This is a genomic window from Gordonia amicalis NBRC 100051 = JCM 11271 (genome assembly GCF_000332995.1).
GTDB classification, from domain to species: domain Bacteria; phylum Actinomycetota; class Actinomycetes; order Mycobacteriales; family Mycobacteriaceae; genus Gordonia; species Gordonia amicalis.
In genome coordinates, this window is the sequence record NZ_BANS01000033.1 from 13,162 (window position 1) to 39,041 (window position 25,880).

The 25,880-nt window shown below is 67.6% G+C and carries 20 protein-coding genes and 1 pseudogene; 14 read left to right on the forward strand and 7 right to left on the reverse strand.

From position 1 onward, the window contains the following. Positions 1–40 precede the first annotated feature (40 nt). From GOAMI_RS16080 to GOAMI_RS16090, 3 genes are all read right to left on the reverse strand, one after another. Positions 41–1,294, reverse strand: a complete 1,254-nt coding sequence (locus GOAMI_RS16080) for a pyridoxal phosphate-dependent aminotransferase (protein ID WP_024497365.1) — start codon at positions 1,292–1,294, stop codon at positions 41–43. Between the two features lie 122 nt (positions 1,295–1,416). Further along, positions 1,417–4,773, reverse strand: coding sequence for a (Fe-S)-binding protein (locus tag GOAMI_RS16085; protein ID WP_006437611.1), 3,357 nt, complete (start codon positions 4,771–4,773; stop codon positions 1,417–1,419). Positions 4,774–5,007: 234 nt separating this feature from the next. Beyond that, complete coding sequence (locus GOAMI_RS16090; protein WP_006437612.1) at positions 5,008–6,381, reverse strand: WS/DGAT/MGAT family O-acyltransferase; 1,374 nt, start codon at positions 6,379–6,381, stop codon at positions 5,008–5,010. 161 nt (positions 6,382–6,542) lie between these two features. Here GOAMI_RS16090 and GOAMI_RS16095 point away from each other — a divergent pair, with 161 nt between their 5' ends. From GOAMI_RS16095 to GOAMI_RS16110, 4 genes are all read left to right on the forward strand, one after another. After that, on the forward strand, positions 6,543–7,109 hold the full coding sequence (locus tag GOAMI_RS16095; RefSeq protein ID WP_006437614.1) for a SanA/YdcF family protein: 567 nt from the start codon (positions 6,543–6,545) through the stop codon (positions 7,107–7,109). A gap of 103 nt (positions 7,110–7,212) precedes the next feature. After that, positions 7,213–8,238, forward strand: a complete 1,026-nt coding sequence (locus GOAMI_RS16100; RefSeq protein ID WP_006437616.1) for an extracellular solute-binding protein — start codon at positions 7,213–7,215, stop codon at positions 8,236–8,238. Between the two features lie 58 nt (positions 8,239–8,296). Next, entirely contained in the window at positions 8,297–9,790 is a 1,494-nt protein-coding gene (locus tag GOAMI_RS16105) for an ABC transporter permease (protein WP_006437617.1), read from the forward strand. A gap of 11 nt (positions 9,791–9,801) precedes the next feature. After that, positions 9,802–10,920 carry an ABC transporter ATP-binding protein gene (locus GOAMI_RS16110; protein ID WP_024497363.1) on the forward strand — a complete coding sequence of 373 codons (1,119 nt, stop codon included), beginning with the start codon at positions 9,802–9,804 and terminating at the stop codon, positions 10,918–10,920. A 31-nt stretch (positions 10,921–10,951) separates the two neighbouring features. Here the strand turns inward: GOAMI_RS16110 and GOAMI_RS16115 are convergent, their stop codons facing one another. After that, the gene (locus tag GOAMI_RS16115) at positions 10,952–13,180 is read right to left on the reverse strand and encodes an acyltransferase family protein (protein WP_006437619.1); all 2,229 of its coding nucleotides are present in this window, start codon (positions 13,178–13,180) and stop codon (positions 10,952–10,954) included. 158 nt (positions 13,181–13,338) lie between these two features. Here GOAMI_RS16115 and GOAMI_RS16120 point away from each other — a divergent pair, with 158 nt between their 5' ends. The 3 genes and pseudogenes from GOAMI_RS16120 (at position 13,339) to GOAMI_RS16130 (ending at position 15,886) form a co-directional block, all read left to right on the forward strand. Then, positions 13,339–13,893 (forward strand): dihydrofolate reductase family protein, encoded by a 555-nt coding sequence (locus tag GOAMI_RS16120; protein ID WP_006437620.1) that lies wholly within the window; start codon positions 13,339–13,341, stop codon positions 13,891–13,893. A gap of 188 nt (positions 13,894–14,081) precedes the next feature. Continuing rightward, positions 14,082–14,792, forward strand: a pseudogene (locus GOAMI_RS16125) (monooxygenase); the annotation flags it as partial. Between the two features lie 161 nt (positions 14,793–14,953). Continuing rightward, positions 14,954–15,886: an oxidoreductase gene (locus GOAMI_RS16130; RefSeq protein ID WP_040004910.1), complete on the forward strand. Its 933-nt coding sequence runs from the start codon at positions 14,954–14,956 to the stop codon at positions 15,884–15,886. A 78-nt stretch (positions 15,887–15,964) separates the two neighbouring features. Here GOAMI_RS16130 and GOAMI_RS16135 read toward each other — a convergent pair whose 3' ends face one another. Continuing rightward, positions 15,965–17,050, reverse strand: coding sequence for an NAD(P)H-dependent amine dehydrogenase family protein (locus tag GOAMI_RS16135; protein WP_006437623.1), 1,086 nt, complete (start codon positions 17,048–17,050; stop codon positions 15,965–15,967). After that, complete coding sequence (locus GOAMI_RS16140; protein ID WP_006437624.1) at positions 17,047–18,126, reverse strand: aromatic ring-hydroxylating dioxygenase subunit alpha; 1,080 nt, start codon at positions 18,124–18,126, stop codon at positions 17,047–17,049. The genes GOAMI_RS16135 and GOAMI_RS16140 overlap by 4 nt, the downstream gene beginning before the upstream one ends. A gap of 210 nt (positions 18,127–18,336) precedes the next feature. Here GOAMI_RS16140 and GOAMI_RS16145 point away from each other — a divergent pair, with 210 nt between their 5' ends. From GOAMI_RS16145 to GOAMI_RS16155, 3 genes are read left to right on the forward strand one after another with little or no spacing between them, the layout of a single operon-like run. Continuing rightward, the gene (locus GOAMI_RS16145; RefSeq protein WP_006437625.1) at positions 18,337–19,380 is read left to right on the forward strand and encodes an alpha/beta fold hydrolase; all 1,044 of its coding nucleotides are present in this window, start codon (positions 18,337–18,339) and stop codon (positions 19,378–19,380) included. A gap of 43 nt (positions 19,381–19,423) precedes the next feature. Next, on the forward strand, positions 19,424–20,305 hold the full coding sequence (locus GOAMI_RS16150; protein WP_006437626.1) for an LLM class flavin-dependent oxidoreductase: 882 nt from the start codon (positions 19,424–19,426) through the stop codon (positions 20,303–20,305). Positions 20,306–20,332: 27 nt separating this feature from the next. Further along, entirely contained in the window at positions 20,333–20,977 is a 645-nt protein-coding gene (locus GOAMI_RS16155; protein ID WP_006437627.1) for a TetR/AcrR family transcriptional regulator, read from the forward strand. 15 nt (positions 20,978–20,992) lie between these two features. On the opposite strand, the gene GOAMI_RS16160 is transcribed toward GOAMI_RS16155, so the two are convergent. Further along, a complete protein-coding gene (locus GOAMI_RS16160) occupies positions 20,993–21,775 on the reverse strand; it encodes a hypothetical protein (protein WP_006437628.1) in 783 nt (260 codons plus the stop codon). 177 nt (positions 21,776–21,952) lie between these two features. Here GOAMI_RS16160 and thiM point away from each other — a divergent pair, with 177 nt between their 5' ends. The 4 genes from thiM to GOAMI_RS16180 all read left to right on the forward strand — a co-directional run bounded on the left by thiM (position 21,953) and on the right by GOAMI_RS16180 (position 25,837). Further along, a complete protein-coding gene (thiM, locus tag GOAMI_RS16165) occupies positions 21,953–22,774 on the forward strand; it encodes a hydroxyethylthiazole kinase (RefSeq protein ID WP_006437629.1) in 822 nt (273 codons plus the stop codon). A 60-nt stretch (positions 22,775–22,834) separates the two neighbouring features. Next, entirely contained in the window at positions 22,835–24,211 is a 1,377-nt protein-coding gene (locus GOAMI_RS16170) for an LLM class flavin-dependent oxidoreductase (RefSeq protein WP_006437630.1), read from the forward strand. After that, the gene (locus GOAMI_RS16175) at positions 24,208–25,092 is read left to right on the forward strand and encodes a sulfurtransferase (RefSeq protein WP_006437631.1); all 885 of its coding nucleotides are present in this window, start codon (positions 24,208–24,210) and stop codon (positions 25,090–25,092) included. The genes GOAMI_RS16170 and GOAMI_RS16175 overlap by 4 nt, the downstream gene beginning before the upstream one ends. 85 nt (positions 25,093–25,177) lie before the next feature. Further along, positions 25,178–25,837 (forward strand): GntR family transcriptional regulator, encoded by a 660-nt coding sequence (locus GOAMI_RS16180; RefSeq protein WP_006437632.1) that lies wholly within the window; start codon positions 25,178–25,180, stop codon positions 25,835–25,837. The last annotated feature ends 43 nt before the right edge of the window (positions 25,838–25,880 follow it).

Below are 25,880 nucleotides of genomic sequence, written 5' to 3' on the forward strand. Positions count from 1 at the left end.
CACCTCCTCAGGGAGCGAGGAACGGAGCCGGCGTGCGGGGCTACTGTCGGTACGACGACAGGAAGTTGCCGATCCGCTCGACGGCCTCCTTGAGGTCCCGCGACCACGGCAGCGTGACGATGCGGAAGTGGTTGTGGTCCTCGAGGTTGAACCCGGTGCCCTGCACGACGAGGATCTTCTCCTGCAGCAGCAGGTCCTGGACGAACAGTTCGTCGTTGTGGATCTCGTGCACCTCGGGGTCGAGGCGCGGGAAGGCGTACAGGGCCCCCTTGGGCTTCACGCAGCTGACACCAGGGATCTCGTTGAGCTTCTCCCAGGTGACGTTGCGCTGCTCGTAGAGGCGACCGCCCGGGGAGACGAGCGCGTCGATGGACTGGTACCCACCCAGCGCCACCTGGATCGCGTGCTGGCCGGGCACATTCGCACACAGGCGGGTCGATGCGAGGATGCCCATGCCCTCGAGGAAGCCCGTGGCATGGTCCTTCGGGCCGGTGAAGACGACCCAACCGGCGCGGTAACCGCATACGCGGTACGCCTTGGACAGGCCGTTGAAGGTGAGGCACAACAGATCCGGCGCCAGCGAGGCGACGTTGATGTGCTCGGCGTCGTCGTAGAGGATCTTGTCGTAGATCTCGTCGGCGAGGATCAGCAACGAGTGTTCACGCGCCAGTTCGACGAGCTGCTGCAGGATTTCGCGTGAGTAGACCGCGCCCGTCGGGTTGTTGGGGTTGATGATGACGATCGCCTTGGTGCGGTCGGTGATCTTCGACGCGATGTCGGCGATGTCGGGGTTCCAGCCGTTTTCCTCGTCGCAGCGGTAGTGCACCGGACGGCCGCCGGACAGCGAGGTCATCGCCGTCCACAGCGGGTAGTCGGGGGCCGGGATGAGCACCTCGTCGCCGTCGTTGAGCAGCGCCTGCATCGTCATCGTGATGAGCTCGGAGACACCGTTGCCCAGGATGACGTCGTCGACGTCGAAGTAGGGGAAGTCGGGGATGAGCTCGTACCGTGTCACGACGGCGCGTCTCGCGGACAGCACGCCTGCCGATTCGGAGTAGCCCTGCGAGTACGGCAGTGCATGGATCATGTCGCGCATGATCACGTCGGGTGCCTCGAACCCGAAGATCGCCGGGTTCCCGATGTTCAGCTTGAGGATGCGATGGCCCTCTGCCTCGAGCCGCTGCGCGTGCTCGTGTACGGGACCGCGGATCTCGTAGCACACGTTCTGCAGCTTGAGCGACTGCTCGAGCGGCTTGAGGTTCTGGTTCAGATGCGACACATGGGGCCTACTCACGAGTTCAATTGTCGCAGCCGCGTGCAAATCGGTTTCCGCCAGTGCGGCGCGGTAGTGGCCCCGCCTACGAAAACGGGCTCCGACCGTGGTGGTCGGAGCCCGTTTCGCGGTATCGCTGGTGACTACTGGTGGCCGGGCCGCTTCTTGCCCGCGGCGATGCCGAAGCCCTTGGCCTTCGACGCCCCCGTCTCGGCGATGGTGCGGGCATCGCCCGAGCCGTTGCTCGACGGAGCCGGGACCTCGGCCCCGTTCGTCTCGGCCGGGGCTTCCGCTGCCGGTGCCTCGGCTGCCGGGGTCGCCTCGGTCTCCTCGGCAGGAGCCTCGGCGTCCGGAGCCGCCGCAGCCGGTGCCTCGGCTGCCGGTGCTTCCGCGGCCGGCTTGGGGGCGGCCTTGCCGATCCCGCCCGGACGCTTCTTGCCAGCGGCCATACCGAAGCCCTTCGCCTTGGCCGGCTTCTCCTCGGTCGCGGCAGCGGTGCCCGTTGCCGCGGTTGCCGTGGCCGACTCGGTGTCGACGGTCGGAGCCGCGTCGGGTGCCGACTCGGCCTCGGCGACCTTGCTCTCGGCAGGCGCGGTCACTCCGGCGTCGGCAGCTGCCGCGTTCGGGGTGGCCGTCCTCTGACCGGGACGCTTGCCGGCGGCCATACCGAAGCCCTTGGCCTTGGCAGGCTTGGCCTCGGCAGGCTTCTCAGCCGCGGGCGCCTCGGCCTTCACGGCCTCCGACGACTCGGCCTCGGCGGGAGCGGGAGCGGCCGACGCGGCAGGCTTGCTCGCCGCACCCGGACGCTTCGCGCCGCCCTTCATGCCGAAGCCCTTCGACGCGGGCTTCTTCTCGGCCGGCGCGGCCGTCGTCTCGGCGGTTGCCTCTGCCGTCGTCTCGGCGGGTGCCGCCTCGGCAGCCGGTGCCGCGGCCGCAGCACCCGGCTTCTTGCCGCCCTTCATTCCGAAGCCCTTCGACGCGGGCTTCTTCTCGGCGGGCGCCTCGGCAGGTGCGGCGGCCGGTGCTTCGGTCTTGGCCGCGGCACCGGGCTTCTTGCCGCCCTTCATGCCCAGGCCGACCTTCGGCTTCGGAGCCGCCTCGGTGGTGGCCGTCGCAGCTGCGGCGGCGGCCGCAGGAACCTTCTCGGGCTCCGGTTCCGGCTCGGGTTCCGGGGCGCTCGGACGCGGTCCGAGGAAGCGACCGCCGAGCTTGACCTCGGTCTGGCCGCGCTTGACCGAGTCGAGCAGCAGCTGCGCGACGTCGACGACCTCGACCTTGCCCTCGGACTCGGTGCCGCTGGTCCGTGCGGTCACACCGTCGGTCAGCATCACGCGACAGAACGGGCAACCGGTGGCGACCTTCTTGACCTGGTCACCCGTGGTGTCACCGAGGGTGTCCAGCGCCTCGTCGACCCGGTCGAGGTTGATGCGCTTGCCGATCTGCTCTTCCATCCACATGCGGGCACCACCGGCGCCACAGCACATGGACCGTTCGCCGTGACGCGGCATCTCGGTGAGGGTCGATCCGGCGGCACCCATCAGCTCGCGCGGGGCGTCGTAGACCTTGTTGTGGCGGCCAAGGTAACAGGGGTCGTGGTAGGTGACGCCCTCGCCGAGCGGGGCGACCGGCACGAGCCGCTTCTCGCGGACCAGTCGGTTCAGCAGCTGCGTGTGGTGGACGACCTCGTACTTGGCGCCCAGCTGCGGGTACTCGTTGCCCAGGGCGTTGAAGCAGTGCGCACAGGTGACGACGACCTTCTTGCGCTGCTCGGGCGCGGTCGAGAAGACCTCGCCGAGCATCTCGATGTTCTGCTGCGCGAGCATCTGGAAGAGGAACTCGTTGCCGGCGCGTCGTGCGGAGTCACCGGTACAGGTCTCGCCCTCGCCGAGAACCATGAAGTTCACCGCGGCCATGTCGAGAAGCTCGGCGACCGCCTTGGTGGTCTTCTTCGCGCGGTCCTCGTAGGCGCCGGCGCAGCCGACCCAGAACAGGTACTCGAAGCCCTCGAACGACTCGACGTCCTTGCCGAAGACGGGGATGTCGATGTCCATCTCGTCGATCCAGGCGGTACGCGCGGAGGCGTTCTGGCCCCACGGGTTGCCCTTGTTCTCGAGGTTCTTGAACATGCCGGCCAGCTCGGTGGGGAAGTCCGACTCGATCAGGACCTGGTAGCGACGCATGTCGAGGATGTGGTCGACGTGCTCGATGTCGACCGGGCACTGCTCGACGCAGGCACCACAGGTGGTGCAGCTCCACAGGGTCTCGGTGTCGATGACCGCACCCAGCGCCTCGGGATCGAATTCGCCGTCCGCGGACTCGAGACCCTCGCCGCCGCCGAGCCTGCCCTTCGACTCGCCGACGAGCTTGCGGGATGCCTCGGCACGAGCGGCCTCGGGGATCGCGTTGAGCTTGTCCTCGAGGACGTTGCCGTCGGCGTCGACCAGGCCGACCTCGTCCCCGCCCATGTCCTTGCGGCCACCGGCCATCAGGTACGGGGCCTTGGCGTTGCCGTGGTCGCGCAGCGACATGATGAGCAGCTTCGGAGACAGCGGCTTGCCGGTGTTCCAGGCCGGACACTGCGACTGACAGCGGCCACATTCGGTACAGGTGGAGAAGTCGAGCCAGCCCTTCCAGGAGAAGTCCTCGATCTTGCCCGCACCGAAGGCGTCGACGTCGGGGTCGGCGGTCTCCATGTCGAGGACCTTGCCCTGGCTCATCATCGGCTTGGCGGCACCGAGGGCGACGCCGCCGTCGGCCTCACGCTTGAAGTAGATGTTGAAGAACGCCGAGAAGCGGTGCCAGGCGACGCCCCAGTCGGTGTTCAGGCCGACGACGGCCAGCCACACCATGCCGCTCATCAGCTTGATGACCGCGAAGATCGACACCAGGGTCGGCGACTCGGGCAGGATCTTGGCGACCTGCATGGTGAAGAAATCGGAGTACGCGTTCGAGTGGTGGTACGTCGCGATCTTCGATGCCTTCACCAGGATCATGCCCAGGCCCTCGAGCAGGACGACGGCCTCGACGAAGTAGGCCGCGCCGAAGCGTGATCCGGAGAACCGCGACAGCCGCTCGGGTACGCGCGGGTGGTTCATCTGGCGGATGACGATCAGCACCATGATGCCGACCACGGTGCCGATGCCCAGCAGTTCGTCCCAGAGGTGCCACGCGAAGGTGTCACCGAAGAGGGGCCAGTGGAACTCCGGGTTGATCGACTGACCGTAGGCCTCGAACCACAGCAGGGCGCCGCCCATGAAGCCGATCATCACCAGCCAGTGCGCCCAGCCCACCGTCCGGAACTTCACCATGCGGGTGTGGGCGATGAATTCCTTGATCATCGTTCCCAGACGCGGGCCTATCGGCCAGAAGCGGGAACTGTCGACCTTCTGGCCGAGTTTGATGGTGCGGAACATCCGCACCACGCCGCCGAGGAACAAGTACCAACAGAAGAGGCTGATCACCGCTGCTGTGGTGCCGATGGCAATCGTCGTGGCTGTCACGGGCGCGTACCGGCCTTTCGTCTAGGTCGTCCGCCACAGAGGAAGCGCACAGAGTGCGCAGGGCTCTCCCACAGGGCGGTGTACTACAGGTAACCGTAATTCGTCGCGCCGTCGGCGCGCTGCCAAGGTTGACCTAATTTCGCTGGTCTATCTCACATCGAATGGTACTCGCGAGTAACTTACTGTCGAGTCAGGGTGTCGAGGATCCCATTTGGCCCCCGCGGTCACTCCGCGTCAGCCGACCCGGGCCACCTTCTCCAGCTCCTCGAGGGCTGTGTCGAGGTGGGTGAGCAGCCGCTGCAGGCTCGGGACCTGCGCACGAGCGCCGATCAGGCCGAAGTTGACGTGGTCGGCCGAACTGGTCACGGTGATGTTCAACGCCAGGCCCTCCATCGCGATCGAGACCGGGTAGACGCCGTCGAGCCGGGCGCCGTTCCAGTAGAGCTGCTCCGACGGCCCGGGCACGTTGCTGATGATGATGTTGAACTGCGGCGGAACGTATTGGACGAAGCCGGGAACGGTCGCGAAGGCGAGCGGCGCGAAATTGGCCGCGCCGAGAGCGAGTGCCTGCAGTGGCTTCAGACTACGGACGACGTTCTTGGCCTGGCGAGCCGACGCGACGAGTGCGTCGAGCCGGCGTTCGGGATCGGGTTGATCGGTGGCCAGGTCGACCATGATCGCGGTGACGGCGTTGCCGTCGCTGTCCCCGTCGGTGTGCATCGACACGGGCACGGCGGCGATCAGGGAGGAATCGGGCAGGGCATCCTGATCGATCAGGTACGAGCGCAGCGCACCCGAGCACATCGCGGCGATGACGTCGTTGAGCGTGATGTCCAGGGCGTCGGCGACCGCACGTAGGCGCTCCATCTCCCACTGCTGGGCGGCGAAGCGGCGGGCGCTGCCGATCGCCACGTCGAGGATGGTTCGCGGGGCGCGAGGCACCGGCGGCACGAAGTCCGGCTCCCGTAGGCCGGCGATGGCCACCTTCGCGGCCGCGGGTACGAGCCCGGCCACCTGCAGTCCGACGTCGGCGATTCCGGAGATCCGCGACCGCAGCGTCGGTGCCGGTCGCGGACGCTTCTTCCCGGCGAGGGCGGGGTCCCAGGGTGCCGATCCGGATCGGTCATCGGGGTCCGGCGAGAGCATGCGCTGCAGTAGGCGAAGCGCTGACACCCCGTCGACGATGGAATGGTGGATCTTGCTGTAGAGCGCGATGCGGCCGTCCTCGAGGCCCTCGATGACGTGGATCTCCCACATCGGCCGGAACCGGTCGAGCAGGGTGCCGTGGTTCAGCGACACGTAGCGCAGCAACTCGCGGATGCGGCCCGGGCGCGGCAGCACCGCACGGCGGACGTGGTAGTCGAAGTCGATCTCGTCGTCGTAGGTCCAGGCGAGGTTGCCGAGGATCGTGACCGGGGACGCCGGCCGCTTGCGGAACAGCGGATGGACCTCGCGACAGGAGGAGAAGGCTGCGATGACCTCCTCGGCGAGGTCGGCCGACGACTGACCCTCCCGCGGCACGAACAACTGCAACCCGCCCACGTGCATGGGCTGCTCGCGCGTCTCGGCCAGCAGGAATATCGACGAGGTCACCGGCATGTACTGCATTCACACTCTCTTCCACGGTTGTCGGTTTACGCATCGGGCTGAGCGCGGCAGATGTATCCAGTATCGGTCCGTCACCACCGGAGGGGCGTCGAATGGTCATCTTGGGTGAGATGTGTTCGTGCACCTAGGTTGTACGGGTGAGGTCAGCAGCTCGTCTCGTCATGCCGGTGTTGCTGGTGGTCGTCGAGCTGTGGATCACCGTCTCGGCGACGTGGATGTACGTCGTGTCTGCGGATCGGATTCTCGACGCCGGTCAGGTGCCGTCCGGTTCCACGCTCCTGGTGCTCGGTTCCCTCGTCGAGGACGGTTCTCCAGGGGACTACGTGCGCGGCCGGCTGGACACGGCGTCGGAGCTGCATCGCGACGGTCGTGCCATACGAATCATCAATTCCGGCAACGGTTCTCCCGAGGCGGGTGATGAACCCGCGGTGATGCGGGAGTACCTCGAAGCCGCGGGTGTACCGGCGCAGGTGATCCTCGACGACCCGTCGGGGTTCGACACCGCGGCGAGCTGCCGCCGCGCGCGGGAGGTGTTCGGTGTGCGGCGCCTGATCATCGTGACCCAGGACTTCCACCTGAGGCGTGCCATCGCGCTGTGTCGCGGCGAAGGGGTGGACGCCCGTGGTGTTGTCGCTGAATGTGATTGTCCGTCATGGACATTGGTGCGCAATCACATTCGCGAGACGGTGTTCGCGGGTCCGCGTGCGCTGCTGACGGCGATCGGCTGAGTTGAACCACCGCGGCTGGGGTCGACGACGCTTCGTAGGTTAGGCTGCGCATGCTGGCGGGCGACAGGGTCGACCGCATGACCTCCACAGAAGGGTGGAACAGGTGGAAGCCAAGAGATGGGCCCGACGAGTGATCGCGATCGGCGCAGCGGCGATCGTTGCGGCCGGACTGCTCGCCGCCTGTGGAGGTGGCGACACATCGGGAGACGACGAGACCCTGGTCCTGTACTCGGGTCGTTCGGAGTCGCTGGTCGGTCCGCTCGTCGAGCGCATCGGGGGCACGATCCCGGTGACAGCCGGGTACGACAAGAAGGCCGCCCAGATTCTCGAGGAAGGCGACCGGTCGCCGGCCGACCTGTTCTTCGCGCAGGATGCCGGTGAGCTGGGTGCTCTTGCCGACGCCGGTCTGCTCGAGCCGCTGCCCGCCGACATCGCCGCGAACATCCCGGAGGCCTATCGGTCCGAGACGGGTACCTGGGTGTCCACCTCCGCACGTTCGCGTGTGCTGATCTACGACCCGCGCCAGCTGCCCGCGGCCCAGCTGCCTGCCGGCATCGACGGCCTGCTCGCACCGGAGATGCGCGGAAAGGTTGGCTATGCGCCGACCAATGCTTCCTTCAAGTCCTTCGTGACGGCTCTGCGACTGACCCGCGGTGACGCGGGTGCGCGGGACTGGCTCTCCGCATTTCTGGCGAACGACCCCAAGTCCTTCGACGGCAACGGCCCGATCGTCGAGGCTGTGAACAGCGGTCAGCTCGCCGCGGGCCTCACCAATCACTACTACTGGGTTCAGGAAGTGCAGGAGAAGGGGATCGAGAACGTGCCCGGTCGACTCCACTTCTTCTCCGACGGCGACCCCGGCGCGCTGGTGAATGTCGCGGCTATCGGTGTGCTGAAGACGGCATCCGACAAGGAGCAGGCTTTCGAGTTCATCCGGCAGCTGCTGACGCCCGAAACCCAGACGTACTTCGCGACCGAGGTCGGCGAATATCCGGTGATCGGCAACGAGCCGCTTCCGGTCCCGGGGCTGCCGACCCTGGACCAGCTGTCGCCGCCGCAGATCACGCTCGACGAGCTCGCCGACGTCGCGGGGACCGACAAACTGCTGAACGAGGTCGGCGCTGTCTGATCTGTTGACCCGCATCCGAATTCGTCCCGGCCAGAGAACGCGGTCGGGACGAATTCTGTTGGGGTCGGTCAGTGTCGTGATCGCGTTGCTGCTGATCACCCCTGCGGTTTACCTCGTGATCCGGGTTGTGGGGATCGGCATCGATGAGGCGGTCGCGCTTCTGTTCCGGCCCCGCACGGGGCAACTGCTCTGGCGCACGGCGCAACTCGCGGTCATCGTGACGTGTGCGTCGATCGTGGTGGGTGTGGGGTTGGCGTGGTGCGTGGCCCACGGCATCCGCCGCGGACGAGCGGTGGTCATCGCGCTCCTGGCTGCACCACTCGCGATCCCGTCCTACGTCTCGGGGTTCGTGTGGGTCCGACTGTTCCCCGGATTCGAAGGGTTGTGGGCCGCGGCGCTGGTGTTGACCCTGGCCTGCTATCCCCTCGTCATGCTGCCCGTCATGGCGGTGATCTCCGGGACCGGACGGGCGGACGAGGACGCCGCTCGCACCCTCGGGTGCGGACCGGCCGGAGCGTTCCTGCGTGTCACGCTCCCACGCATCCGTCCCGTCGTGATTGCCGGCGGGCTGCTGGTCGCGCTCTACGCGATCAGTGATTTCGGCGGTCCTGCCATCGTGCGCTTCGAGCCGTTCACGGTGGGGATCTACAACGCCTACAACGGAACCCTGGACCGATCGGTCGCCGCCTTGTACGGTCTCGTGCTCGCCTTGATCGCCGTGGTGCTCGCAGTGGCCGAACGCCGCATGCGCCGCGACGTCGACTCCGGGTCCACGCCGCTGCGAGCGCGACAGGTCCAGGACCGACCGGTGGCCTGGGGTGTCGTCACGTCCGTCGTCATGGTGGGCGTCTGTGTGCCCGTCGTCGGGTTGTGCACGGAGATCAGCGAATCCCAGCGACTCGGCTTCGACGATCTCGGCGACCTGCTCGCCTGGGTCGGGCCGTATGCGGGCACCACGATGGAGTTGTCGGTCCAGGCCGCGATGGTGATCGTGCTCCTGGCCCTGCCGTTGGCGTTCTTCGTATCCCGGCCGCGCACACGGACCGGTGACGCCGTCGAGGTGGTGTCTTACCTCGGATACACGCTGCCCGGCGTGACGGTCGCCCTGTCCATGGTGTTCCTGGGCACCCGGCTCCTGCCCGATTACTACCTGACCGCGGCGATGCTCATCGTGACCTACGCGGTCCTCTTCCTACCTGTGTGCCTGGGGCCGGTCCGCTCCGGCGTCGATGCGATCCCGCCGCAGATGGCGGAGGTGTCGCGGACCCTCCGAGCGGGACCGGTGGCCACCGCAGTCCGCGTCCAGCTGCCACTGCTCGCGCCGGCCGTCCTGGCCGGCGCGGCGCTGGCATTCCTCTCGGTGGCCAAGGAACTGCCCGCCACCTTGATGCTGGCGCCGATCGGCACCAGGACCCTCGCGACCGACATGTGGAGTCTCAACAACGACATGAACTACGGGCGTGCGGCAGTCCTGGGTCTGGTTCTCATCGTCGTCGCCTCGATACCCACCGCGGCACTGTCCGCGCTGTTCGGAAAGGCCGGTGGTCGGTGAGTGACACGTCAGTGAATGACGCAGTGCGAGTGGAGGACATCTCGGTCGTCTTCGGCGACACGACGGTCCTCGACGGCGTGTCGCTCGAGGTGCCGGCAGGTTCGATCACCGCGGTGATCGGGCCGTCGGGATGCGGCAAGACGACGTTGCTGCGGACGATCGCCGGTCTGGAGCCCATTCGGTCGGGGCGCATCGAGATCGGCGGAACCGAGGTCGCCGCGGTCCGAACGGACGGGACACGTCGTGTCGATGTGCCCACCGAGAAGCGCAGCTTCGGCCTTGTGCCGCAGGAGGGTGCACTCTTCGGGAACCTGAGCGTGGCGGGGAACATCGGGTTCGGGCTGGGGCCGTGGTGGCGCCGGACCCCTGGCCGTGCACCGCGGATCACCGAGTTGCTCGACGTCGTCGGGCTCAGCGAGTTGCGTGCGCGCCGTCCCAGCGAGCTCTCCGGCGGCCAGCGGCAGCGGGTGGCATTGGCACGGGCGCTCGCCCCCCGCCCGGCGGTGATCGGTCTCGACGAGCCGTTCTCCGCCCTCGATGCGCAGCTGCGCACGCGCCTGCGCCGTCATGTCCGCGACACCATTCTGGCCGAGGGCGCCAGTGGCCTACTCGTCACACACGACCGTGAAGAGGCGATGTCGATGGCCGACCGCATCGTCGTGCTGATGGCCGGGCGGGTACGGCAGGTGGGTCCCCCGGAAGGGATCTACCTCGAACCGGTCGACGTCGAGGTCGCGCGTATGTTCGGCGAGGTGTCGGAACTCCCCGGCGAGGCTCGCGGCGACCACGTGCAGTGTGGTGCCGGCGTGCTGCGGTTGCGTCAACCGGCGTGTGGGCCGGGCACGGTGCTGCTGCGGCCGGGGGATCTGGAGATCGTGACCGGCACCGGCAACGGAGACAGCACGGAAGGTTCCGACGGCGCCGACCGCGGTCACGGGAGAGTGCTCGCGGTCACGCCGTGCGGTGATCACATCGAGGTCGGGCTGTCGGTGTTGCCGGTTGCCGATGGTGATGAGCACGGCGCGGCGGCTGACCTCACCGTCCGCGCCGAACCGGAATGGGCAGGCGCCCCGGGAGATCGGATCACCTACCGGCAGCGGCGTCCGGTGCACTTCCGTCCCAGCGCCTGAGCACCTGACCCGCGGTCCGCGTGAGGCCGCTTCACCACCACCCGGTCGTCTTCTGCAGATCCGCTTCCATCGCCGGGATGAGGCTGCGCACGAAGGTCGCGGACAGATGGTGGAAGTCGTGCCACATCAAGATGTTCCCGACGACCGCCGGGCAGTAGGTGTCGTCGCACATCGCGTCGGTGTAGTCCAGGAACGTCATGTTCGGGAACTCGTCGGCCAGAGTGGCGGCCGGGTCGGTCGGCGCCATGGCCTGTGCGCGCGAGACGCCGCAGACCTCGGGCTTGCGACCGCTGGCGAGGCACTCCGGCGGCTTGAGCTGGCCGGTCGACCACGGGTTGTCGCGGATGCCGATGACCTTCTGACCGCGATCGCGGAACTGGGCGAAGATCTCCTTGTAGTCCTTGGGCACGCTGTCGCCCCTGGCGGATCCCTCGGGCGGACGAGTCGAGGTGGTGAACACGTAGTCCGGCTTGTCCACGGCGAGGCGGTCCATCACCCGTCGGGACCAGTCGTTGCACTGGTAGTACTTCTGGCCGAACCAGGTGAAGACGTGCTCGGTGGTGAGCGCACAGCCCACCTTGAGGTACGTCGTGACGCGGAAGTTGTGCCGTTTGCCGATCTCGTTGAGCGCGGTGATCCACTGCTCGGCGTGTGAACCGCCCACCAGGGCGATGGTGCGGGTGGCGGTCACGTCGCCGTAGTACCCGACCTTGATCGTCGGGTCCTTCCAGCCGCTGATGATGGAGTCGTAGGAGGTGATCGGCCAGTCCATGTCGACCACGTCCGGACTCGGCTGGGCGGTCACCTTCGGGACCGGCGCACCGTCGAGGAAGGCGCGACCGCCGGGGTAGAGGCGAGGGTCGAGGTTCTCGGTGTCGAGGGTTGCGTTCGCGGCGTCGCGCTGCCAGGTCACCGCGGCGCTGCCGGCGGCAACGCTGATGACCAACAGAACCGCGAGGAGAGTTCGGCGGTAGCCGCGCGAGTTCTGGAATCCCGGCTTGGTCGGCTTTCCGGGCGTCGTCTTCTCGACGGTCGCAGGCTTGCCGACGGTCGTGGCCTTGTCGGTCTTCGTGCGCCGGAACGACCCGGAACGCAGCGGTGCCTCGACGTACTTGGTGGTCAGCCAGGCGATCAGCACGGAGACGCCCAGGATTCCGGTGCCCTCGAGCCAGGACACCTCATCCTGGTAGCGCCAGGCCATGTAGAAGATCAGCAGCGGCCAGTGCCACAGGTAGAGCGCATAGGCGATGGAACCGAGCCAGACCAGCTGAGGATGCGCGAGCCCGCGACTCACCGGGGCCTGTCCCGCGGCCGGGCGGGCGGTGGCCGGAGAGCCGGCCCAGATCAGGATGAGCGTCGCGCCCACGGGCACGAGCGCCCACGCCGCGGGGTACTCCTGGACTCCGGCGATCCACCAGCCGCAGGTGATGATCAGACCGAGCGCGACGATGCTCAGCAGGTTCCGCATCCGGGCGGACAGCGCGAGCTTCGGCATCCACACCGCGAGCAGACCGCCGGCGAGCGGCTCCCAGAGGCGGGCGACGGTGTCGTAGTAGGTGAACGGCTGGTTGATGCCGTGGCGGTAGTTGGCCCACGCGAAGGACACCAGCGCGACGCCCAGCAGCGCCGACCCGACGACGCCGCGCACGACCTGAGGCCGGCGGAAGAAGGCGATCCGGCCAGACAGCGCGCGCAACACACCACCGAGAGCGAGCGCGCACAGCAGCGTGAGCAGGAAGAACTGACCCTGCATCGACATCGACCAGAGGTGCTGCATCGGGCTGTTCGCGGAGTCGGCGGCCGCATAGTCCTGTGACTCGAAGGCGAGATGCCAGTTCTGGTTGTACAGGGCGCTGGCCTGCAGTTCGGCACCCAGCGGCCCCCACCGCGTGGTGGGCATGACCAGCGCGATCATCGCCGCGACGAACGCCAGGACCAGGAGCAGTGCGGGCAGCAACCGGCGGACGAGGCGCCAGAAGCGCGGCCACGGATTGATCGCGGCGCCCCAGGACGCCGAGACCGGCTGGGTCGCGAGGACGTGCTTGAGTAGCGACGCGACGAAGAAATAGCCGGACAGCGTCAGGAAGACGTCGACGCCGCCGGAGACCCGGCCGAACCAGACGTGGAAGACCGCGACCAGCGCGATCGCGATGCCGCGCAGGCCGTCGAGGTCGAGCCGATAGCCCGAGGTGTTACCGGTCGCGGCGTCCTCGTTGGGCGTCGCGACGACCGGGGTCACTTCGGGAACGGGCGTGCGCACAGAGGGCGATGGTACTTGCCGGCGGCCCGGCCACGCCGCCCCTGCGGCGGGTGTCGGCGGACGCACAGGTGGTTCGCAGGTTGGCGATTTGCCGCGACGACCTCGGAATACGGCCGTACGCTCGGAGGACCCCCGCAAACCGCAGTGTGAGGAGTTGCATGCTGTTCTTCTCGATGGGCCTCTCGCTCGACGGTTTCGTCGCCGACCGTGACGGCGACTTCAACTGGTCGGTGCCGAACGACGAACTCTTCGAATTCCACACCGACCGGATACGCGAACTCGGGGCGGAGATCCTCGGACGCCGGTTGTACGAGACGATGCGGGTCTGGGAAACCGACCCGGCGATGCGCCACGACGAGGCGAGCATCGCCTTCGCCGACCTGTGGACGGCACTTCCCAAGGTGGTGTTCAGCCGCACGCTCGACAGCGTCGAGGGCAACGCCAGACTTGCCCGACGTCCATTGGCGGACGAGATCGCCGAGGTCGTCGGCTCGACCGACGGTGATGTCGAGATCGGCGGTGCCGACCTGGCGTCGCAGGCCTTCGAGCAGGGCCTCGTCGACGAACTCCGCGTCTTCCGCTACCCGGTCGTGGTCGGCGGCGGTACGGCGTTCTTCCCGCCGGTCACCGCGAGGGTCGACCTCGATCTCGTCGAGACGCGGGTGTTCGGCGATCAGGTGATCTACGAGAGACATCGGGTGAATCGCAAGTAGCCCCGCCCCTCCCTCCGGTGGCCGAGCAGCGCCGACCACACATTCGTTCGTGCTGCGTCTAAACCTTCAGCCGCGACGATCCCCCCGGCACCCTGTCTCCCAGTCATCGACGCAGTCAGCGCATGCAACCGATCAGGGGAGAAACACATGACGACACGACGATCCGCCGCGATCATCGTGGCGGGCCTCCGTTCCTGCACAAGGATGTCGGCGCGACCTGGTCGTTCATCGTGTTCGCCAAGCCGTCGGGTGCATGGGCCCCGCGCATCGACGACGTCCACGACGCGGTGACCGCCCGCCGGACGATTGCCGGGATCTTCCAGGAGTTCTTCCCCGAGGACGCTCCCGTCATCGAGCAGCTCGACGTCATCGAGTCCGATCCGGTGTCGTGGCTGAAGGGTGCGGTCACCCCGACCGTGCGTCAGGCCGTGGCAACCACCACGAGCGGACATCCGGTCGCGGCCATCGGCGACACCGCCATCGCCGTCGACCCGGTCGCCGGCCAGGGGGCGCAGAACACGGTCATCCAGGTTGCCGAGCTGGTGAAGGCCGCCCGTGCGCACGACGGTGAGTTCACCGCGGACTGGCTGGCGGAAGAGTTCGAGAAGCACTGGGAGCGTCGCGGCCACGCCGCCGTCGAGGTCACCCGCCTCTTCCTGGGCGATCCCGATTACGCGACGCACGCGGAGTTGTCGTTTCCGGCAGCCGCAGTCAGTCCGGCCATCGCTCAGGCGCTGTTCGGCCTGCTCTCCGACCCCAATCCGCTGCTCGGTCTGCGGACCCGCGAGGATGTCGAGGGCTTCATCACTGCGGTGGCAGAGCCGCATGATCAGGTCCTCGCCCGCTTCGCGCCGGCCGGACGGTTCAGCAGCGCCGCACCGGCGGCCGTGACGGTCTGACGTCCCGATTCCGTTGCGCTGACCACCAGTCGATCCGCACCCCGATCGCGTTCCCGGACGCAGTCGGGGTGCGGTCGCGTGTGACACCCGGCCCGGATATGTCACATGAGATGTGATACGAACAACAGCGTCTGTTGTGCCGGAACGCAGAGGGGGAGCACGTGAAGACGGGTTGGACCTTGACCGACGCGCCGCCACAGACCGGGCGGGTGGCCGTGGTCACCGGCGCCAACGGAGGGATCGGCCGGGAAGCCGCGCGCGGGCTCGCCACCCTCGGCGCCACCGTCGTGCTGGCCTGCCGCAACCCCGAGACCTCGGCCGTCGCGCGCGATGACATCGTCGCAGAGGTCCCGGGTGCCGAGTTGGAGATCGTCGACCTCGACCTCGCCAGTCTCGACTCCGTCCGCGCGGCCGCCGAGGAGATCGGGCGACGCCACCCCCGCATCGACGTACTGGTGAACAACGCCGGCGTCATGCGCGCGCAGCGCGACCTGACCCCCGACGGTTTCGAGATGGACTTCGGTACCAACTTCCTCGGTCATTACGCGCTCACCGGGTTGCTGATGGACCGGCTCCTCGCGACCGACGCCGCGCGGATCGTCACCGTCGGCAGTCACGCGCACCGCGCCGGCAACATCGACTTCTCCGACCTGCCGATGGATCGCACGTTCACCAGCGCCGGTGCGTACTCACGCGCCAAGCTCGCCCAGATGCTGTTCGCACTCGAACTCGACCGTCGGCTGAGAACAGCAGGGGTCCAAGCGATCTCACTCGCCGCCCATCCCGGTGGCACGAGGACCGGCGTGATGCGCGAGCAGAACAAGTTCCTGCAGTGGGCCTATCACGCACCGTCGCTGCGGTGGCTCACCGATCGGTTCATCATGGACCCGCCCGAGGGAGCATTGCCCATCCTGCGCGCAGCGACCGACCCGAAGGTCTCGGGAGGCCAGTATTACGGCCCCACCGGAAGTTTCGGTCTCGCCGGTCCGCCGGTACTGGTCGAACCGTCGCCGAAAGCGAAGGACCGCGCGGTCGCGGAGCAGTTGTGGGACATCGGCGCGGAGCTCACCGGCATCAGTATCGACCTCGGCTGAAGGGGATTCCCGAAGAAGTCTCGAGGGAGGGATTCTCGAGGGTGGGTTCGCCGAGGTCGACACCGACCCCGCACCGACTCACAACTTGAAGCGGCCGGCGAAGCTCCGAAGCGGAAGGTCGGCACTGGTCACGATCCCGGGCGGGGCCGCGACCACCGACCGGATCGAGTTGAGTGCGGGCAGGCCGGTGACGGTCATGCCGATCGACGCAAAGTTCTCCGGCTTGGACAGGTCGAAACCCTTGCGCGGGAAGATCATGTGTTTGGAGTAGATGTTGGGGTCGCCGGTGACCTGGGTGATGTAGCAGGCCTGGATGTTCCACGACGGGTCGGTGTGCGGCGTCATCTGCCATTCCAGGTGGGACTCGACGCGGGGCACACCGTCGACCATGCCCTGGTACTTGATGCAGCTGCCGCCCAGTGACCCGGCCGGGAGCTGATACCAGCCGAGGTCGACGTCCTTGGTGCAGGCGCCCAGTTCGTAGGAGAACGTGACCTCGTCGAGTTCGAGATCGAAGGCGTCGGCCATGAGATACACCGAGTCGGCGAAGACGGCGGTGTACTTGTACAACGAGTCCGGGATGCTCGGGTCGTCGACGGGCAGGCCGTAGCCGACCGCCTTCCACGTGTCGACCGAGTGATGGCAGGAGACGTCCACCGACTCGGTGACCGTGACGTTCTCGATCTCGGCGACGTCGGCGGTGTGCACGATGCCGAGGATCTGGGCCAGGCCGGGGTTCATCCCGGTCCCGTAGAAGGTCGCGCCGCCCTTCGCGCAGGCCTCGGCGATGACCTCGCTGACCTTGCGCCCGGAGTGGTGCGGATGGTTGGTGTCCCGGTGGAAGCCGGTGATCCAGTCGGCGGTGGTCACGATGTTGATCCCGGCCTCGAGGACCTGAACGTACAGATCCTCGTCGGGGAACACGCCGTGGAACGTGAGCACGTCGGGCCGTGCCGCGATGATCTCCTCGACCGTCCCGGTCGCGATCACCCCGACCGGCCCGATGCCGACGATCTCACCGGCGTCCCGGCCGATCTTGTCCGGTGTATAGCAGTGCAGGCCAACCAGTTCCAGGTCGGGATGATGGCGAATGCGATCGATCATCTCGGTGCCCAGATTGCCGGTGGCGACCTGGAAGACCCGGACTCGCTCGGGTGTGGTCATCGGTGAGATCCTTTCGGGGCGGCGGCGCGGAGGGCGTCGAGTTCGGATCGGCGCACGCGGACGAACTCGTCGGCGGTGGCGCCGCCGTCGGGGTAGAACTGCCGTGCCCACTGTCGCAGGGCGGTGAAACCGTCGAACTCCTTGCGCGAGAGGGCAGGTGGATCGGAATAGCGCTGATGAGCCCAGATGTCGATGTCGGCGGCGAACTGTTCGATCACCAGGTCGGCCAACGTCTGTCCGTATCTGGTGATCTCGCCGGTCTCCTCGCCGGGCTTGCGTCCTATCCAGACGGTGAACCGCACGTCCGAGGTGTGCTCGTCGACCGGGGTCACCGCGGGCATCGTGCGGTTGTCGACCATGCCCCAGCTCTTGGTCACCGAGCATCCGAGCCCGGCATTGACGGATTCGACACCGCTGGTGGCGCTTTCGAGGGTTGCACCTTCCTCGAATGCGATGGTGAAGTCGACGAAGGACACCGGGCCGGAGAAGTCGTGCCGGGTGAAGTCCGGCATGAACGGCGTCTTGTGGACGAACTTGAAATGGGCGAAGTCGACGCCGTTTTCCATGATGTACTGCGGGTGGATCTCGAGCCCCGGCCGGAACAGCGTCGCCGCGGGAACCGGCGGATAGTAGTCGGCGGCGGTGGTCTCCCCGCCGTTGTCACTGTCGAAGTCGGTGAAGATGTCGGGAACGTCGAAGTACGGTGGCCGCCCGTCGACGTCGTGCCAGATCCACACCGCCTCATTGCGTTCGACGACCGGGTAGCTTCGGATGCGCCGGCCTCTGTTCGGGTGGTTCTCGTACGGGATGCAGACATTGCGGCCCTCGTGGTTCCACTCCCACCCGTGGAAGGGGCACACCAGGTTCTCGCCCTCCACGTGGCCGCCGTGACCGAGGTGGGCGCCGAGGTGCTCGCAGTAGGCGTCGAAGACGGAGATCTGTCCCGACCGCGATCGCCACGCGACCATCTCACGTCCGAAGTACTTCATCGTGCGCACGGCGCCGACGGCGATCTCCGTCGACCGTGCGACCTGAAACCACCCGGTGGGCGTCATCGACAGCGGCGTTCTCGCCATGGAGTCACGGTAGGACCGGCGGGCCCAGAATGCAAGAGGGTTCTGTGAAAAATCTCAGACACTGTGTTTGCGTGGTGGTTTGAGTGCCGTCCGGTTTGGTTACTCGTGTGTCCAACAATTCTTCGAACGAAGTGTTGGAACATTCGGCACCGGTTGTATCATCAGCTGGTGCTGTGACGCGGGTTACAGCAGTGACGCCGGGAGGCCGAGATGAACGCAGGTGGCGCGTTGGGCGTTGCACGATTGGCCGCGGCCGGAGCGGTGTTGACCGGTTTGGTCCGACCGGCCGAGGCTCGCCGCCGGCTGCGCAGCCGCCAGTACGAGAACGCGCTGTTCAACTCGCGCGAGCCCGAGCGCACCTCGTGGGCCCTCACCGACGACGGTGCCCGGCTCCGGGTCCACCACTACGGTTCGGCGGATGCGCCGGTGCTGGTGCTGATCCACGGGTGGTCGTGCTGCATCGAATACTGGAACCCGCAGATCAACGCCCTCGCCGAGCGCTACCACGTCATCGCCTACGACCAGCGCGGCCACGGTGAGAGCACCTGGGGCAAGCGCAAATTCGACGCCGATGTCCTGGCCGACGACCTGCAGACGGTGGTCGAGCAGGCCGTGCCGGACTCGTCGAAAGCTGTCTTCGTCGGCCACAGCATGGGTGGCATCACCGTGCAGGCCTGGGCTCACCGTCATCAAGACAGGGTCGAAGAGCGTGCTGCCGCATTGGTTCTCGCAAACACGACGTGGGGCGGGATAGCCGCCGAGACCCGCGTTCTGCCACTGCTCAACAACCCGCTCAAGGCTCCGCTCTGGCTCGGCCAGGCCGCTCTGGCCATACCGTTCCCGTTTCCCGGAGGCCGGGTCGCGCGGAGTCTTGTCCGGACCCGCATACTCAACGGTCGTGCGGCGACCATCGATCATGCCGCGTTCGTGCTCGCGATGACCCGCTCCTGCAGCCCCGCGGCACGGGCGAAGGCTGCGGTCGCGCTCGTCGAACTGGCCCTCGGTCCGGTGGGGGCCGAGGCGATCACGGTACCCACCACGGTCATCGGCGGCCGCCACGACCTGCTGCTTCCCCATGCGATGACACAGCGCATCGCGCACACGCTCTCGATCCGCGGATATCTCGACCAGCTCGTCGTGTTCGACACCGGCCATGCCTCCAACATCGAGGCCGCCGAGGACTTCACCGCCGAGATCCACCGGGTCATGTACTCGGTCTCGACTTCTCCAGAAGTGGAGGGCGCCGCGAGCTGAGTCATCCCGGAGTCACTCCCCGGTTCGCCGATACGGAGACGTCATGACCGACTACGGACAACCGTTGCGCTTCGGGTTCTTTCCGAGTCCGCGTGCCGACCGGGCCGACGACCTGCTGCGGCTCGTCGGCACCGCCGAGGACGCGGGTCTCGACCTCGTCAGCGTGCAGGACCATCCCTACCAGCGACGCTTCCTCGACACCTGGACGCTGTTGTCCGTCATCGGCGCGCGCACGACGTCGATCAGGTTGTCGCCCAACGTCGCCAACCTGCCACTGCGTCCGCCGGTGATGCTGGCCAAGGCGGCGGCGAGCCTCGACATCCTGACCGGGGGCCGCGTCGAACTCGGTCTGGGTGCCGGGGCATTCTGGGACGGTGTGGTCGCCGCGGGCGGGCCCCGCCGGTCGCCGGGCGAGGCGGTCGACGCGCTGGCCGAGGCGATCACCGTGATGCGGGCCTTCTGGTCCGGTGGCACAGTCGATCTCGACGGTGAGTTCTATCCCGTCCGCGGTCTGCACGCCGGACCCGCTCCGGCTCACGACATCCCGATCTGGCTCGGCGCGTTGGGTCCCCGGATGTTGAGACTGACCGGAGAAGTCGCCGACGCCTGGGTGCCCAGCCTGCAGTTCGTCCCGCCGGATCAGATCGCCGAGAAATCGATGGTCATCGACGATGCGGCCCGTGCGGCCGGTCGTGACCCCGGGGGGATCACCCGGATCTACAACATCGCGGGTACTTTCGGTTCCGGCGACGGACCACTCGCCGGCACCCCTGCGCAGTGGGCCGAGCAGCTCACCGATCTCACGGTCACCCTCGGGATGAGCACATACATCCTGGCCACCGATGATCCTGACGATCTGGCCAGGTTCGCGAACGAGGTGGCGCCGGCCGTCCGTGAACTCGTCGCCGCCGAACGTCAGGGCTGAACGCCCGAGCGGCTACCATCGGCGATCATGGCACCCGTCGACGCCCGCACCCCGACCGGTACGCCGGTGCGCGGTGCGCGGCGTGCGAATCGTCGTGGGCAGGCGACCCGCGACGCGATGCTCGACGCCGCGATCAGCTCGCTGGCCTCCGGCGACCCGTCGTCGGTGTCCGGCAACCGGATAGCCAAGGACATCGGGGCCACGTGGGGTGCGATCAAGTACCAGTTCAACGACATCGACGGTCTCTGGGCGGCCGTGCTGCATCGGACTGCCGAACAACGCGGCGACCTCCCGGTCAGTGTGAAACCCGAAGCGCCACTGGCGGAACGGGTGGAGGCGATCATCGACCTCATGTACGAGGGGCTGACTGCCCCCGAGTCGCGTGCCATCGAGACGCTGCGGGCCGCCCTTCCGCGGGATCCTGACGAACTGCGGCGGCTGTTCCCCAAGACCGCCGCCGAGTTCGCCTCGTGGGGGCCGTCGTGGACCGACTCCTGTCAGCGGGCCTTCGCCGATCTCGACGTCGATCCCGACCGGGTTCGCGAGGTCGCGGCATTCCTGCCGGGTGCAATGCGCGGTCTGGTGTCGGAGAAGCAGCTCGGTAGCTTCCAGGACCAGGTACTGGCGCGCCGTGGCCTCGCCGGCGCGATCGTGGCGCTGCTCCAACGCTGAGTCGCCCCGGCTGCCTCAGTCCGGACGGCCCGGTCCGGTGAACCGGGCGACTTCCTCCGGACCGATCACGGCCCACACGGTCTTGCCGCTTCCTCGAGGTGTGTAGCTCCAGTGGCGGCTCAGAGACGTGAGCACGCTCAGTCCGGAAGCGATCGGCGTGCCCCCGTCCGCGTCCTCGACTCTCACCGGCAGGTCCGGACTGTCATCGCTCACGGCCACGATCAACCGGTCGGAGTGGTGGACCTCGATCGAGATGTCGGGGTCGGAAGATGTGTGCGCCAGGACGTTCCGCACCAGGATGGTGGCCAGCACGAGTGCCAGGGAAACGAAGTCGGGGTCCCATTTCTCGACGGCGTCGGCGACGGCGACCCGCGCAGCGGCTATCGGCGAGCCGGCGTCACGCGGGATCGTGGCACGGGTTCGGTGCGTGACGCGGGTACCGAGGTCCTCTGTCATGCGCTCGAGGGCGGTGTCCATCGACGAGTAGGCGGGGACCGACCGGGTGACGCCTCCCCGGCGCAGTTCGGACATGCGGATCGGATCGGCGACCACCGCCATGCGCACGCCCGGCCATCCGCGGACGAGCCACGCCGCACTGGAGAGCACCGTCCAGGCCGACGGCGCAGGCACCTCCAGATCGCGGACATCGACGACGAGGCATCCCGTGGCTTCGGTTGCCGCGTCGACGAGGGCGTTGCGAACGCTCAGGTATGTGGTGGAGTCGAGGACGCCGGAAACGGCCAGCACCGTGGTCGGGTCGGGGTGGGACGTCCTCGCGGGTAGGTCGTCGGAGCTCATCGCTTCCTCGTGGTGGTGTTCTCCAGAACTGAGGAGAGTGCGGGTGGCCGTGACCGGATACCCATGAGGGTGGCGTTGTATTCACGGATCGGCCGAACGCTGTGAGGTGTCTTTTCAACCGGCATGATTCTAAAACCGCCCACGCTGGCAGGTCGGCATCCATCTGTATACAACTAAATGCAGTTGTCCGGCAGTTCTGCTGCGAACCCGAAGGAGTCCCGTGGGGATGGAAACGACGACCATCGAATCGGTCGAGGTGAAGGCCGCCGTCGCGAGCCTGCGCGAGGGGCCCCCTTCGTCTACGGCCTCACCAACTATGTCGCCGCCAACCTGAGTGCCAACGTGCTCCTCGCCCTGGGTGCCGGTCCGGCGATCGGATCCGCTCCCGGGTGGACGGCCTCGTTCCCCGCCGGAGCGGGCGCGGTGTGGATCAACGGCGCCGCCCTGATGTCGTCGGTGACCCCGAAAGCGCTGGTGGAAGCTGCCGCAACCGCCCACGAGTCCGGCACGCCGTGGGTTCTCGACCCCGTCGCGATCGGGGCGGGAGCAGCCGAGTACGACGCGATACTCGGATCGCTGCTCGAGTACCGTCCGTCGATCATCCGCGGTAACGCCAGCGAGATCGCCGCCCTGGCCGGCGGTGCCGGTGGCAGCGGCGTCGACTCGACCCTCGACTCGTCGGAGGTGATCGAAACGGTCAAGGACCTGGCCCCGCGGCTCGACGCGGTGATCGCGGTGTCGGGTGAGGTCGACTACCTGTGCGACTCCTCGGGTCGGGCAACCGCCGTCCCCGGCGGTGACGCCAGGATGCCGCAGGTGACCGGTACCGGATGCAGTCTCGGTGCCCTGAGCGCCGCCTTCTGTGCGGTCGTCGACCCGTTCACGGCCGCCGTGGCCGCGCACGCATCGTTCGCCGCGGCGGGGGAGCGGGCCGGTGAGCGTGCCACCGGAACGGGATCGTTCGCCGTCGCCTTCCTCGACGAGCTCTCCAACCTCTGACACGCTGCGCGTCACTGCGCGTCGCCGTTCCACCTGATCACTCGCAAAGGAGCGAATGAGATGCCCAGCAAGAAGATTCATCTGGCCGCGTTCATGAATGCCGGCCCGCAGGGGACGGTGGGCTGGCGGCACCCCGACGCCGGGGACGACTTCCTCACCGCGGAGCACTACCTGCACATCGCCCGGGTTCTGGAGGCCGCCTGCTTCGACATGGCGTTCGTGCCGGACGCCCTCGCCGTCCCCCGCAGCCTCGGCGGCTCGTTCGAGCCGGCGGTCAGATTCGGTTCCGGCACAACACGTCTGGACCCGATGACGGTCATCACTCTGATGAGTTCGGTCACCACGCGGCTCGGTGTCGCAGCGACGATGTCGACCGGCTACCAGGAGCCCTACAACCTCGCCCGGAGCATGGGGACCCTCGATCACTTGAGCGGCGGGCGCGCCGGCTGGAATGTCGTCACCAGTTTCCAGGATGCGGAGGCGCAGAACTTCGGCCAGGACAAGCTTCCCGACCGCGAGGAGCGTTACGCGCGAGCCGAGGAGTTCCTCGAGGTCACCACCCGTCTGTGGGACTCCTGGTCGGACGACGCACTGATCCGCGACAAGGTCTCGGGTCGGTTCGGTCATCCCGACCAGGTGGAGGCCATCGACCACCGGGGCAGGTTCTTCCAGGTGCAGGGGCCGCTCGGTGTTCCCCGTCCGCCGCAGGGATATCCGGTCATCGTGCAGGCGGGTGCGTCGCCGACGGGACGCGACTTCGCTTCTCGTTGGGCCGATGTGGTCTTCTGCAGCCACGAGTCGCTCGAGAGCGCCGTCGACTTCTGTCAGGACATGAAGAAGCGGGCGGCCGCGCACGGACGGGATCCGGAGCAACTCAAGATCCTGCCGGCGGCCACCACCGTCGTCGGGATCGACTACCGCGACGCGATGGCGAAGCACGAGGCGTTCTTCGATCTCGTCGACCACGAGGCGGGCCTGTCGCGGCTGGCTTACCACTGCAACGTCGACCTCACGAAGTACGACCTCGACGGTCCTCTCCCTTCTCTCGAAGTGGTTGGCGTGGAAGGCCATTACCGGGAGGTCGTCGAGTTCGCCGAGCGTGAGAGGCTGTCCATCCGCGAGATCGGCCGCTGGTACGGCGCCCGCACGGAGGGCAACATGATCGGGTCCGCCGCCGACATCGCCGACACGATGGAACAGTGGATCGACGCCGGCGCCGCCGACGGTTTCATGATCCAGGCGACGCATGTCCCGGCAGCCTTCGAGGACTTCGCCACGCACGTCGTCCCGGAACTGCAGCGTCGCGGACTGTTCCGCACCGAGTACGAGGGAAACACGCTCCGGGAGAACCTGGGACTGGCCCGGCCCGGACGCGGCGAATGGCGTCACCGAGCGAAGGGGGCGACCGCCGTGACTGCGCACGGAGCGGGCGCGTGACCGGGGCCGGCTCACTCGTCTCGGCGGAAGAGCTTTCCGAGCATCTGGATTCGGCGATCATCCTCGACGCGAGCGTGAAGCGTTTCGTCGACGACGACGGGCAGACGGTCTTCGCGCCGGGCGACGAGGTCTTCCGGGAGGCGCACATCCCGGGTGCGTGTTTCGCCGACCTCTTCGCGGCCTTCTCGGATCCCGACTCGCCGGTGGCCTTCACCCGTCCCACTGCCGATCAGATGGCCGCCACCGCAGAACGCCTCGGCTTCACGCAGACGGACCACATCGTGGTCTACGACCAGCTGAGCGGCGCATACGCGGCCAGGGTGTGGCTCGTCCTGCGGTCGTACGGATTCGACCGCGCCCGGGTGCTCGACGGTGGTTTCGCCCGCTGGACGGGCCTGGGTCTCCCGGTCGCCACCGGCGACGAACGGCACGGGGCTTCCCGCGAGCCGGCCGGCGTCGAGGTACACGACATCAGCGGGACGCGACCGGCGTTCGCCGACCTGACCGAGGTGTACGAGGTGGCGTGCGACGAACAGTCGTCGACGACTCTCGTCTGCGCGTTGCGAGAACCCGACTACACCGGGGAATCCGGCGGTGAGCGGCCCGGTCACATCCCGGGAAGCCTGAATGTGCCGTTCCCTGACCTGCTCGACGACGACGGAACCTTCTCGGCCGAGAGGACCCGGAGTGCTTTGCGGGCGCGGGGAATCGACGCGGAGTCGGACGTGATCGTCTACTGCGGCGGTGGGATCAACGCGGCGGGTGCCGCCCTGGCCTTCGTCGAGGCGGGTCTCCCGCTCCCCCGCGTCTACGACGGATCGCTGAGCGAGTGGCGGATGCAACCGGATCTCCCGCTCGTGACCGGCGGACGTCCCCGGTGAGGTCGGCCGTGGTGGATACCCTCTGCAAAGATGATCCAGGGTCCGTCCTGCCCGCCCTGCACGACCCGAGGGAAGGTGACCACCGATGAAGAGCGCTCGCGACGCGGTCTACGAGGCGCTGCACGAGCGGCTGACGCACGGGCACTACCAGGCCGACGCCACGCTGATCCCGCAGGCGCTCAGCGAGGAGTTCGGTGTCTCGCGGACTCCCGTGCGAGAAGCGTTGGGATTGCTGGAGCGCAAGGGTCTGCTGGTCGCGGCCTCACGGGGATTCGTCCTACGAATCCGTAGCGACGAGGAGATGCTCGAGATCTTCGAGGTGCGCGCCATCCTGGAGTCCGGTGCGGCGGCAGCCGCGGCCGAACGTCACACGCCCGTCGACATCGCCCGCCTCCAGGAGGCGATGGCGCTGAGCTCGAGTCACACCGAGCCCGCCGACATCCGGCAGGCGCTCAACATCTTCCACGACTGCGTGGTGCGAGCCGCGCACAACCAGACCATCTACGACATGGAGCGTGACCTGCGCGACCAGATCAAGGTCAGCGCACCATGGTTCACCCCGACCGGACGCGACAGTTTCGAGAGTTCGGTCGGCGAGCACGAGCAGATCCTCGAGGCGATCATCGAGGGCTCGGCCGAGAAAGCGCGGCTACTCATGCTCGAGCACCTCAATCACGATCGGGACGTGCGTATCTCGCAGCTCGTGTCGCGGACCATGGGGGCCGCCGGCACCACCGCGCCCTGATCCGGAAGATCCGGCACCGGCAGGCTGATCAGGTGAGGGCTTC